At 63.9% G+C, this 16,202-nt stretch carries 18 protein-coding genes; 14 read left to right on the top strand and 4 right to left on the bottom strand.

Annotated elements, in window-relative coordinates; all coding sequences use genetic code 11:
- Positions 1–99 precede the first annotated feature (99 nt).
- From A9973_RS05830 to A9973_RS05780, 11 genes are all read left to right on the top strand, one after another.
- Positions 100–999: a recombination-associated protein RdgC gene (locus A9973_RS05830; protein WP_183012801.1), complete on the top strand. Its 900-nt coding sequence runs from the start codon at positions 100–102 to the stop codon at positions 997–999.
- Positions 1,000–1,014: 15 nt separating this feature from the next.
- Entirely contained in the window at positions 1,015–1,815 is an 801-nt protein-coding gene (locus A9973_RS05825; RefSeq protein ID WP_183012800.1) for a ParB/RepB/Spo0J family partition protein, read from the top strand.
- Positions 1,812–2,288, top strand: coding sequence for a hypothetical protein (locus A9973_RS05820; RefSeq protein ID WP_183012799.1), 477 nt, complete (start codon positions 1,812–1,814; stop codon positions 2,286–2,288). Before A9973_RS05825 ends, A9973_RS05820 begins: the two co-directional genes overlap by 4 nt.
- 2 nt (positions 2,289–2,290) lie before the next feature.
- Positions 2,291–2,791 carry a hypothetical protein gene (locus tag A9973_RS05815; protein ID WP_183012798.1) on the top strand — a complete coding sequence of 167 codons (501 nt, stop codon included), beginning with the start codon at positions 2,291–2,293 and terminating at the stop codon, positions 2,789–2,791.
- Positions 2,792–2,955: 164 nt separating this feature from the next.
- Positions 2,956–3,333, top strand: a complete 378-nt coding sequence (locus tag A9973_RS05810) for a hypothetical protein (protein ID WP_220805359.1) — start codon at positions 2,956–2,958, stop codon at positions 3,331–3,333.
- A complete protein-coding gene (locus A9973_RS05805; RefSeq protein WP_183012797.1) occupies positions 3,330–3,878 on the top strand; it encodes a hypothetical protein in 549 nt (182 codons plus the stop codon). Before A9973_RS05810 ends, A9973_RS05805 begins: the two co-directional genes overlap by 4 nt.
- The gene (locus A9973_RS05800; RefSeq protein ID WP_183012796.1) at positions 3,868–4,464 is read left to right on the top strand and encodes a hypothetical protein; all 597 of its coding nucleotides are present in this window, start codon (positions 3,868–3,870) and stop codon (positions 4,462–4,464) included. The genes A9973_RS05805 and A9973_RS05800 overlap by 11 nt, the downstream gene beginning before the upstream one ends.
- Complete coding sequence (locus tag A9973_RS05795; RefSeq protein ID WP_183012795.1) at positions 4,449–4,751, top strand: DUF4406 domain-containing protein; 303 nt, start codon at positions 4,449–4,451, stop codon at positions 4,749–4,751. Before A9973_RS05800 ends, A9973_RS05795 begins: the two co-directional genes overlap by 16 nt.
- Before the next feature lie 9 nt (positions 4,752–4,760).
- On the top strand, positions 4,761–6,248 hold the full coding sequence (locus tag A9973_RS05790) for a DNA cytosine methyltransferase (protein WP_183012794.1): 1,488 nt from the start codon (positions 4,761–4,763) through the stop codon (positions 6,246–6,248).
- Complete coding sequence (locus A9973_RS05785) at positions 6,245–7,189, top strand: hypothetical protein (RefSeq protein WP_183012793.1); 945 nt, start codon at positions 6,245–6,247, stop codon at positions 7,187–7,189. Before A9973_RS05790 ends, A9973_RS05785 begins: the two co-directional genes overlap by 4 nt.
- Positions 7,179–7,445: an AlpA family transcriptional regulator gene (locus tag A9973_RS05780; RefSeq protein WP_183012792.1), complete on the top strand. Its 267-nt coding sequence runs from the start codon at positions 7,179–7,181 to the stop codon at positions 7,443–7,445. The genes A9973_RS05785 and A9973_RS05780 overlap by 11 nt, the downstream gene beginning before the upstream one ends.
- Here A9973_RS05780 and A9973_RS05775 read toward each other — a convergent pair.
- Positions 7,442–8,734 (bottom strand): integrase arm-type DNA-binding domain-containing protein, encoded by a 1,293-nt coding sequence (locus A9973_RS05775; RefSeq protein ID WP_183012791.1) that lies wholly within the window; start codon positions 8,732–8,734, stop codon positions 7,442–7,444. The genes A9973_RS05780 and A9973_RS05775 overlap by 4 nt on opposite strands.
- A gap of 241 nt (positions 8,735–8,975) precedes the next feature.
- Between A9973_RS05775 and mutS the strand changes: the two genes are divergently transcribed.
- The 3 genes from mutS to A9973_RS05760 all read left to right on the top strand — a co-directional run bounded on the left by mutS (position 8,976) and on the right by A9973_RS05760 (position 13,211).
- Entirely contained in the window at positions 8,976–11,576 is a 2,601-nt protein-coding gene (gene mutS, locus A9973_RS05770; RefSeq protein ID WP_183013172.1) for a DNA mismatch repair protein MutS, read from the top strand.
- The gene (locus A9973_RS05765; protein ID WP_183012790.1) at positions 11,573–12,766 is read left to right on the top strand and encodes a cupin domain-containing protein; all 1,194 of its coding nucleotides are present in this window, start codon (positions 11,573–11,575) and stop codon (positions 12,764–12,766) included. The genes mutS and A9973_RS05765 overlap by 4 nt, the downstream gene beginning before the upstream one ends.
- A 217-nt stretch (positions 12,767–12,983) precedes the next feature.
- A complete protein-coding gene (locus A9973_RS05760) occupies positions 12,984–13,211 on the top strand; it encodes an endopeptidase (protein ID WP_105557453.1) in 228 nt (75 codons plus the stop codon).
- 174 nt (positions 13,212–13,385) lie between these two features.
- On the opposite strand, the gene bamC is transcribed toward A9973_RS05760, so the two are convergent.
- The 3 genes from bamC to A9973_RS05745 form a co-directional block, all read right to left on the bottom strand.
- The gene (bamC, locus tag A9973_RS05755) at positions 13,386–14,510 is read right to left on the bottom strand and encodes an outer membrane protein assembly factor BamC (RefSeq protein ID WP_183012789.1); all 1,125 of its coding nucleotides are present in this window, start codon (positions 14,508–14,510) and stop codon (positions 13,386–13,388) included.
- A gap of 17 nt (positions 14,511–14,527) precedes the next feature.
- Positions 14,528–15,433, bottom strand: a complete 906-nt coding sequence (gene dapA, locus A9973_RS05750; RefSeq protein ID WP_183012788.1) for a 4-hydroxy-tetrahydrodipicolinate synthase — start codon at positions 15,431–15,433, stop codon at positions 14,528–14,530.
- Positions 15,434–15,520: 87 nt separating this feature from the next.
- Positions 15,521–16,168, bottom strand: a complete 648-nt coding sequence (locus A9973_RS05745) for a site-2 protease family protein (protein WP_183012787.1) — start codon at positions 16,166–16,168, stop codon at positions 15,521–15,523.
- Between the last annotated feature and the right edge of the window lie 34 nt (positions 16,169–16,202).

Here is a 16,202-nt window from a genome sequence, read left to right as displayed (position 1 = left end):
CCCCGCCGCCGCATTCCTGCCTCTGAGGTCAGGCAAGTGAAAACCCGCGCCCCCAAGAAGCCCCGACGCGCGCAAAAACCAATTTAACCGGAGTTCCCCATGTGGTTTAGAAATCTCAAGATCTACCGCCTGTCCGCCGCCTGGTCGTTGTTCGGCGATGACCTGGAAGCCGCCCTGGCGCGCCAGGCATTCCAGCCCGGCAACAATCTGGAAATGCAGTCCATCGGGTGGGTTCCGCCCCGTGCGAATGGCGGTCTGGCTCACGTGGTCAACGGCCAAATCCTGCTGTCCTTGCGCGCCGAAAAGAAGCTGCTGCCCGCTTCGGTCGTCAACCAGGTCGCCAAGGCCCGCGCCGAGGAAATCGAAGAGCAGCAAGGCTACAGGCCGGGCCGCAAGCAGATGAAGGAAATCAAGGAGCGCGTCACCGACGAACTCCTGCCCCGCGCCTTCAGCATCTACCGCGATACCCGCGTCTGGATCGACCCGCTGAATCGTTGGCTTGTGATCGACGCTGCCGCCTCCGGCAGGGCCGATGAGGTGATTGGCATCCTGGCGAAGTGCATCGACCCGTTCCCGCTGGAAAATCTCTACGTCACGCAATCGCCGGCCAGCGCCATGACGGGCTGGCTAGCCGAAGACGAGGCCCCCTCCAACTTCACCATCGATCAGGACACCGAATTGCGCTCGTCCGGTGAAAGCGGCGCGGCCATTCGGTACGTGAAGCACTCCATTGACGCCGAAGACGCCCGCCGGCACATCCAGTCCGGCAAGCAATGCACCCGCCTTGCGCTCACATGGGCTGACCGGGTTTCGTTCGTCCTGACCGAAGGCCTCGATATCAAGCGCGTGTCACCCCTGGACGTGCTGAAGGAAGGCAACGACACCACCGCCTCCAACGATACCGAGAAATTCGATTCGGACATGACCCTCATGACCGGCGAACTGGCAAAGCTCATGGCCGAAATGGTCCACGCCCTGGGCGGCGAAAAGCGCATCTGAACACCTGGAACCGAAATGGCAAAAAAATCCAAAGACGTTTATGGCGCGGACGGCCAAAGCAACCTGCTGAACTTCGATCCGGCCAAGCTGGTCCTCGTGACCGACGAAGCCAGCCCGCTCTATGACCCCCGGGTGCACCTGCCCGTGGACGAAGCGATGGCCCGCAACATCGACTATCAGGGCGTCCTGGAACCCATCGGGGTATCCAAGAACCCCGAGACCGGCGAAACCGAAGTCGTCTTCGGACGACAGCGGGTCAAAGCCGCCATTCTCGCCAACAAGCGGCGCCGCGAACGCGGGGTGGCCGAGCGGCTAATCCCCGGCGTCGTGTATGCAGGGAAGCGACAGGATGCCCTGGACGCGATTGTCAGCGAGAACGAAGCCCGCACCGCCGATACACCGCTGGGCCGCGCCGAAAAAATGCGCCGCCATGTGGCCCTCGGTCGCGGGGAAGACCAGATAGCCGTCATCTACAACTGCTCGGTTATCACAGTCCGCGACACACTGGCCCTGCTGGACTGCCCCAAGGTCGTGCAGGACGCCGTCGAGGCAGGGCAAGTCACCCTGACGCATGCCAAGGCCCTGGCGAAACTGGCCCCCGCCGAGCAGCGCGCGAAGGTGGCCCAGCTTGTTGACGCCGGCAAAGACGTCAAGCCGCATCAGCGGTCCCGGCGCCAGGCGGAAATCATGGGCACCGCCCCCAAGCTGAAATCCCGAACTCAAATCCAAAAGGCACTTGAACAGGCCCAGGGCGACTATGCCTCGGCCCTGCGCTGGGTGCTTGGTGTTGAACCCGAACAGGAAGCGACAGCATGACCACCCCCGCTCAGATGGACCAACCCGATGAACAGCTATCGGCCCTTTGCGACCGACTCCTGGCTGATATGGCCTCCCGTATGACCCCGGAAGACCGCCAGCGCTACAGGGACGCCCTGAATGCCGCCGACGAAACGGTGGCCCGTACCGGCAATACCGCCGACCGTCAGGAGGGTTTCGCAGACGGCCTGGACGAAGGCCGGCGCATCGAGCGCCACAACGCGGCACTTCGCGCCCAAGTGGACCCCGCCAATGCGGTTCGGTACGTCACCCTGCGCGAAGTCCTTACCGACGCGACCGGCGCTGGAGTCATCAAGATGACCGCCGCCATGGAGCATCTGAGCCTTCCCCAACTGGCCTATCCCACTGCGGACCAACTGGACGCGATGATGGACTACATCGCCGCCAACCCGGCGGCTGGCGCCTCCACCCGCTCCTGCCCGGACGCCTGCGGTCAACGCGCGGAGCGCTAACCATGGGCGCTCCCGAATCATCCACCAGCCAGGACGCCGCACTGAGCAGCCTCCTGAGCGCAGCCATCGGCAGCCCCGAAACATCCGTTCCTGTGTCATCCATCCAGGCGGCGCAGCACGCCTATGCCACGCCGGGCGCGGTGGCGCAACGCATCGAGCAGTACATCGGCCGCTACGGGCGGGAGAACACCTCCACCCTGCTCTTGTACGAAGCCATGAAAGCGCTGCGCAACCCCGCCGCCCTGGCCCTGCCCGAACTCAATGCGGACCTCATCGACATTCTCGGGCGTCCGAACTTCACCTGCATCCGCCTGGCACAACTGCTGCGCCTGTCGGGCGTCGAGATTGCCACGAAAGCCGAGGCCGAGCAGGCCACCGTCATCCACTACCTGCTGGGCTTCTACCTGAAGCACGGCAGCCAGTGGGCCGAGAAGGCGGATGAAGATCTTGAACAGCGGCGAGTTGCTGCCATTGCAGCCCAGCAGGACAAAGGGGGCACGTAATGCGCCGGTTCCTCATCGCAAATTGGACGCTCCCGCTTTCGATCCTCGCCTGGACCTCTAGCGTCCTCGCCGCTGCCGTCCTGAAACAGCCGATTAACGCCTTTGTCGCGCTGGCCGCCCTTATCTGCGTATGCGGCCTTACTTGGCACGCATGGAGACACCATATGTCCCAAACCATAGTGATGGCGGCACCCGCCGCACATCTGATTCAAGCCGCCCCCGTACAGCGCGATGAGGAAGGCTACTGGACCCATCCGGCCTACCCACCCTTCGATGAAGGCCAAGGCGCCGAAGCGGCGGCCTGGTTCAAGGCTCAGCAGCTTGAAACCAGCATCGCCTATCTTGAAAGCGAGTCGGAGGAACACCCCGCAGTCGTCGCTTACTGGGGCGATGACGGTGATTCGCACATCAGCGCCTGGCAACCACCCCGCCCGGCCGGTGACGGCTGGTTTGCCCTATCCATCCACGACACGGAAGACTGGGGGCCGGTTTGCGTCTGGGTGCGGCGTAGCACCCAACTGGGAAATGGAGGCACGCGATGACACCTACCAGCTACCAGATTTCGCTGCTGCAACACACCATCGGCGTCCGGCCCGACCAGCGAAACCCCCACCGTAACCACTTCGTCGCCAGCTCCGGCCACCACGACATGCCGCATCTGGAGGCGCTGGTGGCCAGCGGCCTAATGGAAATTCGCCGCTCGCCGGCCTTTCTGCATGACGGGGACACTGTTTTTGCGGCCACCGAGGCAGGCCAGTCCACCGCGTTGCAGAGCCTCCCGCCCCCGCCGAAGCGGACGCGCTACGAAAAATTCCTAGATGCCGACTGCGACGAGACGTTCGGCGAGTTCCTTTGCGGCTACCGGGTGCCCAAATTCGAGAGCCGCGAAGTGCGCGGCAGCTTCGCTTCGTGGCGTCGCTCTTACGAATATCGGATGTACCGCACAAGCTGGGAAGGTTACAGCCCGTATCGCGAGGTCCAAGGCGAATGGAAGCCGACCATGAAGGAAGCGAAGGCCAGCTATAAGGCGGCGTTAGCGGCATACCGGCGCAGCCTGCGCGGCGACGGAGATAAGCATGCGAATTGAAATTGGAACCGTGCGTCGAATCCAAGTTTTCGACGTTCCCGACCTCGACCCGATCACAGTGACCCTGGAGGACTTCGAAGCGGGCCAAGGGAAGATTGCAATAGACGTGTGGGGGACTGCCTGGGGCGCCTATTGGGGATCCATGGGCAAACAGCACACCATTTCGTCATTCTTTCAAAAGTGCTCGACCGGCTATCTCATCGGCAAGCTATCAACCGGTATCAGAGAGACCCGATTCAGCAACGACGCGCTGATCGCCCTCACGAAGAAGACCATCATCGACCGGCGGCGCGGCCGCCATGATCGAAGCGCCTTCAATTCATTGGACAAGCACGAAGCCCGCGAGTTGTACGACGAAATCGAATGCCGACTTGAAGGTGTCGACACGCCCTCTGCTTGCCATTTCGCATCCGACTTCCTTGACCAGGTGTTCCACGAAGAATGGTGGCACTACCTCGATGGCGAAGCCGTGGAACCCAACCCCGACTATCAGTACCTGAAACGCATCATAAAGGCGGTCCAGGCCGGTTTGGCGCTCGCGGCGCAGGGCGACCGCCAGCTGGAGACCTCATGCGCACCTACCTAGCCGGCCCCATGACCGGCCACCCGGATCTGAATTTCCCCCTGTTCCACGCCGAGGCCAAGCGCCTGCGCGCCACCGGCCACGACGTCGTCAACCCCGCAGAAATCAACGTCGACCCCGCCAAAGGCTGGGAAGACTGCATGCGCGCCGATATCGCCGAACTGGTGACGTGCCAGGCCATCGCCATGCTGCCCGGGTGGCAGAACTCCCGGGGCGCAACTCTCGAACATCACATCGCTACGCAGCTGGGCCTGGAGGTCATCGACCTGGCACCGGCCGCACAAGCGTAAGGAAACCCAATGCGCTTTCTCAGCGTTTGCAGCGGCATCGAGGCGGCAAGCGTGGCATGGAACCCGCTCGGCTGGAAGGCCGTGGCCTTCAGCGAAATCGAGCCGTTCCCGTCCGCTGTCCTCGCCCACCACTACCCCGACACGCCCAACTGGGGCGATATGACCAAGTACAAGGAATGGCCTGATGTCGCAATTGACCTTCTTTGCGGAGGCACCCCCTGCCAGTCTTTCAGCGTCGCAGGACTTCGAAAAGGAATGGATGACCCGCGTGGCAACCTCATGCTTACCTTTGGTGCCATTGCTGCAAAGTACCGCCCCAAGTGGCTGGTTTGGGAGAACGTCCCCGGCGTCCTCTCCAGTAACGCCGGACAAGACTTTGCAAGCTTTCTGGGCCTCATCACTGGCCAGGTCGTCAAAGTCCCCGCAAGCGGCTGGAGCAACAGCGGCATCGTCTCCGGAATCCATGACGCATACGGCGTCGCCTATCGGGTGCTGGACGCTCAGTACTTCGGAGTACCCCAGCGACGCCGTCGTGTGTTCGTTGTCGGATGTCTTGGAGACTGGCGAAGTGCCGCAGCGGTTCTTTTTGAGCGCCACGGCTTGTCGGGGAATCCTGCGCCGAGCAGAAAAACGCGGCAAGGCTTTGCCCCCACCCTTAGCGCTCGCGCTAAAGGCGGTGGCGGACTCGGTACCGATTTCGACTGCGACGGAGGCTTGATCGCCGCCACATTGCTCGGAAAGCCGAACAGCTCGCACGCTGCAGATCAGGACACGTACGTCGCGCAAGCTTTCGGCGGCAACAACACGACTGGCTCGATCGATGTAGCGACGGCACTCAACGCATGCGCCAGCGCCAGCGGCCGAATGGACTTTGAATCGGAGACGTTCATCGCGCATAGCCTGCGCGGCGAAGGATTTGACGCCAGTGAAGACGGCACGGGCCGCGGCACGCCGTTGATATCGGTCGCATCGCGGGAAGTCGCGGGCGCGCTGACCAGCAACTACGGCAAGCAGCCGGACAGTAGCGACTCGGCGCTCGGACCCAGTCTCGCTATCGCATTCGACTGCAAAAGCAGCGGCCAAAACGGGTTTGGCGTTGGCATTGAATTGGCGGGAACCCGACGCGCCATGGCGCACTCCGCCAGCCATACAAACAGCGGTGGCCATCAGGCGGTCGCGTATAGCACCAAGCTGCACAACACGCAGAGCAATCAGGCCGGCAAGGTCTATCGAGAGTACACAGCCGGTCTTGATCGGAACAGCCCACCGCCCGCGTTGCTCACGGCAATGCAGGTTCGCCGTCTGACGCCCGAAGAATGCGAAGCGCTGCAAGCCTACCCGCGCGACTACACACGCATTCCTTGGCGCAAGAAGCCAGCCAGCGAATGCCCTGACGGACCTCGCTACAAAGCACTGGGCAATTCCTGGTGCGTTACCAATGTGCGCTGGATCGGCGAAAGGATCGATCGCGTGAATTCAATTTTGGAGCCAGCATGACCGACCAGAACAACGCCGCCCAGGCATGGCAAGACACCGTACACGACGCCATACTCATTTTGACTGAGGAAGCCGATGCGCTCAGCGACTGCCACACCCGGGCAAAAGACGACTGGGCGCAGGAACCGGAAGCCAAAGCCCGGTACGACCATATCCTGGCCGTCGCCGAAGCGCTGTCCAAGCTCCGCGCCCCTGTAGCCGATGAGGACCGCCGGCCGACTGCGCCGGACGATGACGCGATAGCCGAATGCTGGATCAACGCCAGCGATTGCGACGGCATCGCCTACGACGGCCCGTCGTTCGAGCGCGGCTATCGCGCCGCCCTGGCAAGCGCCCCTGTAGCCGGGGAGCGGGAATGCGGTAATGCGGACTGCGGATGGCGTGGCACGACGGAACGCATGTGCGGCAGTGTCGGGCCGCTTTGTCCTGAGTGCGGCGAAGTCACCGAGGCAATCGCCCCTGTATCCGGGGAGGTGGTCGCGTGGCGGGTTACGCATCCGCGCTGCCCCAAGCCCGGCTGGCAGGATGCGGCGCGCGAACCGGCACCCAGCCTCAACGAGGTGAAGCAGCAAGATGCGGATCTGGCCTTGGAATTGGCCTATGCCGCGCCCCAGGCCAGCGAGGCGGTGCGCCAAGCGATCAAGGCCTGCGGATCGAAGGTTACCAAGGCACTTGCCGCCATCGCTAGGGCTGATGGGCCGAACACGCGAAAAGCAGATGAGCCGGAACTGATCTATCGGTCGCCGGTTATGGATGAGGTTGTGCGTATCCGTCAGGCATACGACGTACTCGAAAGCGTCCTCAAGACCCAGGCCGACGAGGACGGCGCGGTCTGCTCCTGCCCCACTGGTGACGGCTCCCTGCGCTGGCCGTGCGCTGTACATCGGCCCGGTGACAAGGACGGCGGGCGGTGTCCGCAGGAGGCAAATAATGAGCGTTGAATTTCGTATTGAGCCGGTGTACGTTGACCTGCCCACGGTAGCCATGATCACCACCCTGGCCGGATCCACTATTCAGGCTATGGTCACACGCAATGAATTTCCGGCACCGAGGGAACTTTCAGGCCGGCGCGTGGGCTGGCTATATACCGAAATTGTGGAATGGGCGACGAGTCGCCCCCGTTCTACGATGCTTCCGCCCCCGAACACCGGAGCGAAGAAGCCGAGGCGCGCGCCCTCGCCGGAGGTAGGCACTTAGCTGCCGCGCTTCGCCAACTTTTCCAGGTATTCCGACAAGCGCCGCAACCAGAGCCGACGCTCTTTGTCGTAGGAATAGCGGTTGTAATCGCCCTCCACGCCTTCTAGCATGTGACCAAGAATCACCTCTGCCACATCCCGAGGGCATTTCAAGGAAGCCAGGAATGTGCGGGCAGTTCTGCGCAGATCATGCGGCGCCCAATGCGTAACGGTCAACCTTTGCCTTTTTCGCTCCGGTGCCGTTTTGCTGTACGGTTGCTGGTAATAGACACGAGTCTGCACCGATTTCTGCTCCCAATGTCCAGATTTTCCATACGACGGGAAAAGGTAGCCCTCCGGATATCCCTCCAAACGACGTCGCACAATTTCTTCGGCTCGGCCGACCAGCGGCACGCGGAAATCGGTAGCCTCCTCGCGCTTGACGTTTTTGGTCTTTGCCTTCGGAACCGTCCACCACAAGCCGTCGGCCTCCTCTGAGATCTCGCCAGCCTCCATAACCGTGATCTCCGCCCCCCGCGCAGCTGTCCACAAATACAGGGCCAGGATGTCTTGGATATCTGGCGAGAAGTTCGGCAACCATCGGATTAGTTCACCGGCCTCCGCCGGCGACAGCACCCTTTTCTTGACGCCCGCCTTCACGCCGTTGATAGCCTTTCCCTTCGATTTCAGTTTGCCTCTTAAGATGACGCGCCACCAGTTCGGCACGGACTCGGGCAGCTTGCCGGCATCGTGGCAATACTCCCAGGCCGCCCCCAACTCGCGTCGAAGGATTTGAGCCTGGACGGGTATATGGGCGTAAGAATTTATCAGCTCGAAAGCCTGGGCGCGAGTCACACTTGCGGCAGACACGCCGGCCAACTCCCCCACCATCGTTTCTAACGTCCGCTTTATCTCTGCCTGCCCCTTCGCCGCGCGGTTAGTCTCGATGTGCCCAGTCAGATAGACAGAGCAGACGTCCGCTACTGACAGAGCGCCGGCGTCCTTCTCCCCCCGCTCCGCAGCCTGCGCCTCCGCTGCGGCCGCGCGGGCCTCTTTTGCGCGTTTGACCGGATCTACGCCCGAGGCCCGCTCTTGCCGCAATGCGTCCCACGCGCCCATAGCCGCCGCGAACGAAATTTCCGGCCAGCGGCCAATTTTTTGCTGCCGCATTTTGTCGTCGACGGGGCTCTTGAATCGATACGACCAAGTGCGCGTCGTCGCCGTAGCAGTAAGGCGTAAACCAGGGCATCCATCAATGGTAAGGTGTTGCCCTGGCTCAAGAAGCTTGGCGGCGCGCGCATCGAATTGCATTGGTCTGGTGCCCCTCTGGCGTAAGTTTTCCAAAGGATGCTAATCGAAGCGGCGTAAGTTTTCAAAACGACGCCCAAAAAGTTACGCCAAATCGGCAAGTGACGACGGGTTTTTATGGGTGTCGTTGGGTCTCCCGCCATCCAACCAAACAAGGCAAACCCCTCTGCAAATGCAAGCAGCACAAGGCAAAACAGTGAAAACCCCGGCAGAAATCGATGATTCGATTATCGGCCACACCCCGATGATGCAGCAGTACCTCCGATTAAAAGCGGAGGCTGGCCCCTTGCTGCTCTTCTACCGCATGGGGGACTTCTATGAAATGTTCTATGAAGACGCGGAACGCGGCGCGCGCCTGCTTAACCTGACGCTGACCAAGCGCGGTTCGTCCAACGGCATCCCGATCCCGATGGCAGGCCTGCCCGTGCACGCCATGGAGCAGTATCTGGCGCGCCTGGTCGCCATGGGCGAATCCATCGCCATCTGCGAACAGATCGGCGATCCGGCCGCCTCCAAGGGCCCAGTTGAACGCCGCATCGTGCGCATCGTCACGCCGGGCACCCTGACCGACGACGCCCTGCTGCCCGCCAAGGCGGATCGCGCGCTCGCCGCCGTATTCGTCACCGGCAATGCCCGCGCCCCGCGCGCCGGACTGGCCTGGCTGAACCTGGCCAGCGGCGAGTTCCGCGTGACCGAATGCGCGCCCGCGCAGCTGGAATCCGAACTGCACCGCATCGCGCCCGCGGAAATCATCTGCGCCGACAGCGCCGATTTCGATTTCCCGTTCGAAGGCGCCCGCGCCCGCGTGCCGGACTGGCACTTTGAAAGCGATGGCGCCCGCGCGCACCTGCTGGCGCACTTCAAGACGGACACGCTGGCGGGCTTCGACATCGAAGACATGCCGGCGGGCGTTTGCGCCGCCGGCGCGCTGCTGCGCTATGCGGCGCGCACCCAATCGCAGGCGCTGGCGCACGTGCAAAGCCTGTCGGCCGAACGCCCTGGCCAGTACGTGCTGCTGGATCCGGTGACCCGCCGCAACCTGGAACTGACCCAGACGCTGTCGGGCGAAGATTCGCCCACGCTGTTCTCTCTGCTGGACGGCTGCCGCACGCCGATGGGCAGCCGGCTGCTGCGCCGGTGGCTGCATCATCCGCTGCGCGAAAACGAACAGGCGCTGGCGCGCCAGCAAGCCATCTCGGCGCTGCTGGCCGGCCGCATGGACGTCGAGCAGACTTTCGGCTCGGCGGGCCTGCTGGAAGCGATGCGCGCGGCGCTGAACGCCTTCCCGGACATCGAACGCATTGCCGCACGCCTGGCGCTGCGCTCGGTGCGCCCGCGCGAACTGGCCAGCCTGCGCGACGCGCTGGAATCCCTGCCGGCCTTGCGCGATCTGGTCGAACCCATGGCCGACTCGCCGCGCCTGGGCGAACTGATTTCGCACCTGTCCGTGGATCCGGCGCTGGCCGCGCTGCTGGTGCGCGCCATTGCGCCGGAACCGGCCGTGGCCATCCGCGACGGCGGTGTCCTGGCCACCGGTTTTGATGCCGAACTGGACGAACTGCGCGGCCTGGCGGCCGACGGCGGCGATTTCCTGGTGCAGCTGGAAGCGCGCGAGCGCGAGCGCACGGGCATCAACAACCTGCGCGTGGAATTCAACCGCGTGCATGGCTTCTATATCGAAGTCTCCAAGGGCCAGACGGCCAAGGTTCCGGAAGACTACCGGCGCCGCCAGACGCTGAAGAACGCCGAACGCTACATCACGCCCGAACTGAAGACGTGGGAAGACAAGGTGCTGTCCGCGCAGGACCGCTCGCTGGCCCGTGAAAAGTGGCTGTTCGAGCAATTGCTGGACGTGCTGGCCGAACACGTGCGGCCGCTGTCCGACTGCGCCGCCGCGCTGGCCGAACTGGACACGCTGGCGGCCCTGGCCGACCACGCGCGCCGCCACGACTGGATGGCGCCCGACTTGTCCGAGCAGGCCGACATCGATATCGAGGCCGGCCGCCACCCTGTGGTGGAACATGCCATCGAACGCTTCACGCCCAACGGCTGCCGCCTGGACCCTGCGCGCCGCATGCTGCTGATCACCGGCCCGAACATGGGCGGTAAGTCGACCTATATGCGTCAGGTGGCGCTGATCGTGCTGCTGGCGCGCATCGGCAGCTTCGTGCCCGCCACGCGCGCGCGCATCGGCAAGATTGACCGCATCTTCACCCGCATCGGCGCGGCCGACGACCTGGCGGGCGGACGTTCGACGTTCATGATGGAAATGACCGAAGCGGCCGCCATCCTGTCGGCCAGCACGCCCAACAGCCTGGTGCTGATGGACGAGATCGGCCGCGGCACGTCCACCTATGACGGCCTGGCACTGGCCTGGGCCATCGCCTGCCGCCTGCTGGCGCACAACCGCGCGTTGACGCTGTTCGCCACGCACTACTTCGAACTGACCCGCCTGCCGGCCGAACAGCCGGCCTCCGCCAACGTGCACCTGGCCGCGGCGGAATCGGCCAGCGGCATCGTCTTCCTGCACGAAGTGCGCGAAGGCCCCGCCAGCCGCAGCTACGGGATCCAGGTGGCGCAACGCGCCGGCGTGCCGGCCGCGGTGATCCGCCAGGCCACGCGCGAACTCGAACGGCTTGAGGCGCAGGGTTCGCCCACGCCGCAGCTGGGCCTGTTCTCGGCCGCGGCCGACGCCGACGCGCAAGCCTACGCCGAGACCGAGCGCTCCGACGAGCTCGAGGCGCTGGACGGCCTGCGCGAATCGCTTGCCGCCATCGACCCCGACAGCCTCACCCCGCGCGAAGCGCTGGATGCCCTCTACCGCCTGAAGAAGCACCTTCAATGAACCTCGACCAACGCCTGCCGCTGCTGGGCAACCAAAGCCCAAACGACTTCATGCGCCGCTATTGGCAGCGCAAGCCGCTGCTGATCCGCCAGGCCATCCCCGGCTTCAAGCCGCCGCTGACCATCGCCGCCATCAAGAAGCTGGCGCGTCGTGACGATGTCGAGTCGCGCCTGATCTGGCGCGAGAACGGCGAATGGCAGATGGAGAACGGCCCGTTCGCCCGCCTGCCCAAAGACAACGAAGGCGACTGGACGCTGCTGATTCAAAGCGTGGACCTGCTGAGCGATGCGGCCTCCGAACTGATGGGTTTGTTCCGTTTCATCCCCGACGCCCGCCTGGACGACGTGATGATCAGCATCGCCAGCCACGGTGGCGGCGTGGGCCCGCACTTCGACAGCTATGACGTGTTCCTGCTGCAAGCCGCCGGCGAACGCGAATGGCGCTACGGCCGCCAGAAGGACCTGTCGCTGGAACCCGGCCTGCCGCTGAAGATCCTCAGCAACTTCCAGCCAGAAGAAAAGGCCGTGCTGGTCCCCGGCGACATGCTCTATCTGCCGCCCCAGGCGGCCCATGACGGCATCGCCATGGGCGACGGCTGCATGACCATCTCGATCGGGTTCCGCGCCCCCACGCAGGCCACGCTGGCGCGCGGCCTGCTGGAAGCCGCCGCCGACCAGGTCATGGCGCGCGTCGGCCTCCTGGGCGGCCCCTACGGCGAACCCGCCCTGCCCGGCCCCAAACTGTCGGCCGTCTACCGCGATCCGGGCCAGCCTGCCGTCGACACGCCCGCGGCGCTGCCCGATGCCTTGGTGGCCGCCACGCTGGAAACCGTCGAAAAGCTGCGCTTCGACGATGCGCTGGCGTCGCGCTTCCTGGGTTGCTGGCTGACCGAACCGCACAACCAGAGCGTGTTCGACGCGCCCGAGGGCATGGACGTGGACCTGGAAGAAGACTGGCCCGCCTCGGGCCGCCTGGTGCTGGATCGCCGCACCCGCATGCTGTATCGCGGCAAGCAGCTCTTCATCAACGGTGAAACCGCGATGACACCTGCCGACGCCGCCCTGCGCGCATTGGCGGACGCCCGCAGCCTGGATTGCGCCGCCCCGGCCTGCGCCAAACTTTCCGACGATGCCCGTTCTTGCCTGGCGGATTGGCTGGATTCCGGCTGGATTCATTACGTGGCGGCGTAGTATCCGGACACCTGCGCGTATCTGACTTGCACAGAACGCAATCAGGTCTATGCGTGCGGTCACATAAGGAAAGACATAACACCGAGCTGAAAGGTTTGTTGCCGTTGGGATGCGACCTTTTTAACTTTCACACGCGATCGGCCGCAAGCTTCCTGTAGCCTGGATTCTGGTTTCCCCTAAGGGGGTTTCAAGAGTCGTCATCTACAGGAGTCCAAAAATGATGAGCAAAACCTTGATTATTGCCTCGGTGCTGGCAGTCTCGCTCAGCGCTTGCAACAAGAAGGAAGATGCCCCGGCGCCCGCGAACAACCCCACTCCGGGCGCAAGCACGCCTGCCCCCAGCACGACGCCGCCGGCCACGTCGCCGGCTCCGGCACCCACCCCCGGCACCACGCCTGGTGGCGGTTCGAATACCCCGGGCGGCTCGACCACCCCGGCGTCTTAATAAAAACAGAGACGAACCCCCGCTCTGAAGACGTGAACAAGCCCCGGCAACGACATTGCCGGGGCTTGTTCACGTCTGGGCCCACGACGCAGCGCCGCGCGCGCCCATGAAAAAAGGCCCCCTTGCGGGGGCCTTCTGCCTTGAACCGGCGCCGAAGCGCCGATCGGCCATGCTTTACATCTTGTCCTTCAAGACACTCAGCAGACGCTGGGCCGTAGCGCTGTTGTCGCGGGCGCCCGTGGAGTCCAGCACCGTCACCGTGGTCTGATCGCCCGTGGCGGCCAGGTGGATGCGGTATTGCGGCGCCTCGGCCTTCTTGTCGCCCGAGAACATGCGGCCGAAGAAGCCCGGTTGCTCGTTCTTTTCGCCGGTGTCGGTATCGACGTAGCGCACGAAGTAGTCGCCAGCGGAACGGTCGCGGTCGTCCACGGCGAAACCGCCGCCGTCCAGCGCCACGCCGACGCGGCGCCATGCGCGGTCGAACGATTCAGCCACCAGCAACGAGGCGCCTTGCGTACGGACATCTTCCTCGACGGCCGGCTTCTGCGGCGCGGCTTCCGCCTGCTGCACCAGCTTGCGGGCGTTGTCCACGTCCGAACCCAGGTAGACCATCATGCGGGCGAGCATGGCGGCGTTCAGGCCCGGATCTTCCTTGCCGTTCTGCCACTGCACCTGGCCGCCGTCGGAGCCGACGCGCTTTTCAAGCATCTGGCGATGGCTGACATAGACCTCGGTGTGGCCGTTGACGCGTTCGACGCGGGTGCGGAATTTCTCGCGTTCGCCGCTATCCCAGGCGGATTCCAGCACCGCGCCCAATGCCTGGCGGAGCCAGCTTTCCGGGATCTTGGCGCGGTTTTCCGCCCAGTCGGTTTCGATCAGGCCGGCGCTGGGGTTGTTGCTGGCCACGGTGAAGCCGTTCTCGGTCCAGAAGTCGACCAGACGCGGGAACACGTCTTCGGGAGCACGGTCCACGACCAGCCAACGCAGGTCGCCGTCACGCTCGACACGCATGTCCTGGCGGCCGGGCAGCACGTTGCTGGTCTTCGGGGCGGTGGCTTGCGCCTGGCCCTGTTGCTGGAACTGCGAGTACGTCGTCGAGCCCGAAGCGGGAGCGCGATAGCGCGGGTCGCTGTTGGCCTGAGTCAGATCCGGCGGGATGCTCAGAGGCTCTCCTCGCTGGGTGACGGCGCTCTTGTAGTTGACGGATTCTTCATTGCCCAGGAATTGATTGACCTCGCTGCAGCCGGCCAACAACACCAGAGACATCAATGCCGACAAACCGGCATGACGCTTGTTCATACGTATCCTCACGATATTTAGAGCAGACCCGTTTCCTGGAGCGCACGACGCACGACTTCGTGGTTCTGCGTCCCCAGTTCAACCAGCGGGAGCCGGTAGCCCAGTGTGCTGCGGCCCATTTCGGCCAACGCCCACTTGACGGGGATGGGATTGGCTTCAACGAACAAAGCCTTGTTCAGACGCGCCAGGTACGCGTTAAGTTCACGGACTTTCGGCACATCGCCGGCCAGCGCCGCGGCGCAAAGGTCGCGCATCAGCTTGGGCGCCACGTTGGCAGTCACCGAGATGTTGCCGCGCGCGCCCAGCAGAATCAGGGCGGCGGCAGTGGGATCGTCGCCGCTGAAGACCTGGAAGCCCGCCGGCGCTTCGCGCAGCAGCAGGCCGCCGCGGGCGATGTCGCCGGTTGCGTCCTTGATGCCGATGATGCCCGGCACCTGAGCCAGGCGCAGGACCGTGTCGTTGGTCATGTCGGCCACGGTGCGGCCCGGCACGTTGTACAGGATCGTCGGCAGATCGACGGCTTCCGCGATCGTGCGGAAGTGGCGATACAAGCCTTCTTGCGAAGGCTTGTTGTAGTAAGGGACGACCGACAGGCCAGCCTGCGCGCCAACCGCTTTGGCATGGCGCGTCAGGTGGATGGCTTCGTCGGTGGAGTTGGCGCCCACGCCGGCGATGACCGGGATGCGGCCGGCGGCATGTTCAACCGCGACGCGGATCAATTCCGCGTGCTCTTCCATGGAGACCGTGGGAGACTCCCCGGTGGTGCCCACCACTACCAGCGCGTCGGTTCCTTCCTGGACGTGCCAGTCGATCAATGACCGGTAGGCAGCGTAATCCAGGCTGCCGTCGGGCTGCATGGGAGTGACCAGGGCCACCAAGCTGCCCTGGAAATTAACGCCTGCGGCGGTTGCAGGGGATGCCATAAATGTAGGGCTCCAACGCCCCACGGCAGGATGCCACAGGGCCAGAATCAATGAAACCGCTGAGTTTAACGGAATTTGGCCGGAATCCTACAGAAACCACTGGACGATAGTCGTTCCAAACTCGTACACCGGACGCATCAGAAGCCAAAGCACATCGGTGACCAGAAGGACGATGACGATCATCAGGCCATACGGCTCGATTTTCGAGTATTGCCAGGCCAGGCGGTTCGGCAGCAGGCTGAACAAGATGCGTCCCCCATCCAGCGGCAGGATCGGCAGCAGGTTCAGCGCCATCAGCACCAGGTTGATGTTCACCCCGGCCACGCCCATCTGGAACCAGAATGACTCCTGCATGCCGGATTCCAGCATCAGGCGCAGTGAAAACGCCCACAGGACGGCCATCAGCAGGTTGGCGGCAGGCCCGGCCAGCGCCACCCACAGCATGTCGCGCTTGGGACGGCGCAGGCGGCCGAAGTCCACCGGCACGGGTTTGGCCCAGCCGAACAGCATGCCCGGGCTGCCCAGCAGCTTGGACGCCAACAGGATGACGACCGGCACCAGCAAGGTGCCGATCGGGTCGATATGCCGCGCCGGATTCAGGCTGATGCGGCCGGCCTCGTAGGCCGTCGGGTCGCCGAACATCCGCGCGACGTAGCCGTGCGCGGCTTCGTGCAGGGTGATGGCGAAGATGACCGGTATCGCGTAGACCGCAATGGTTTGGATGATGTCGTTCATGGCGAGCCGGATTGTAGATGAGCCGCGTGCCGGC

The organism is Achromobacter sp. UMC46 (assembly GCF_014170335.1).
GTDB lineage: Bacteria > Pseudomonadota > Gammaproteobacteria > Burkholderiales > Burkholderiaceae_B > Achromobacter.
Note: the sequence above shows the minus strand (reverse complement) of the source record. Positions and strands in the feature narration are given on the sequence as shown.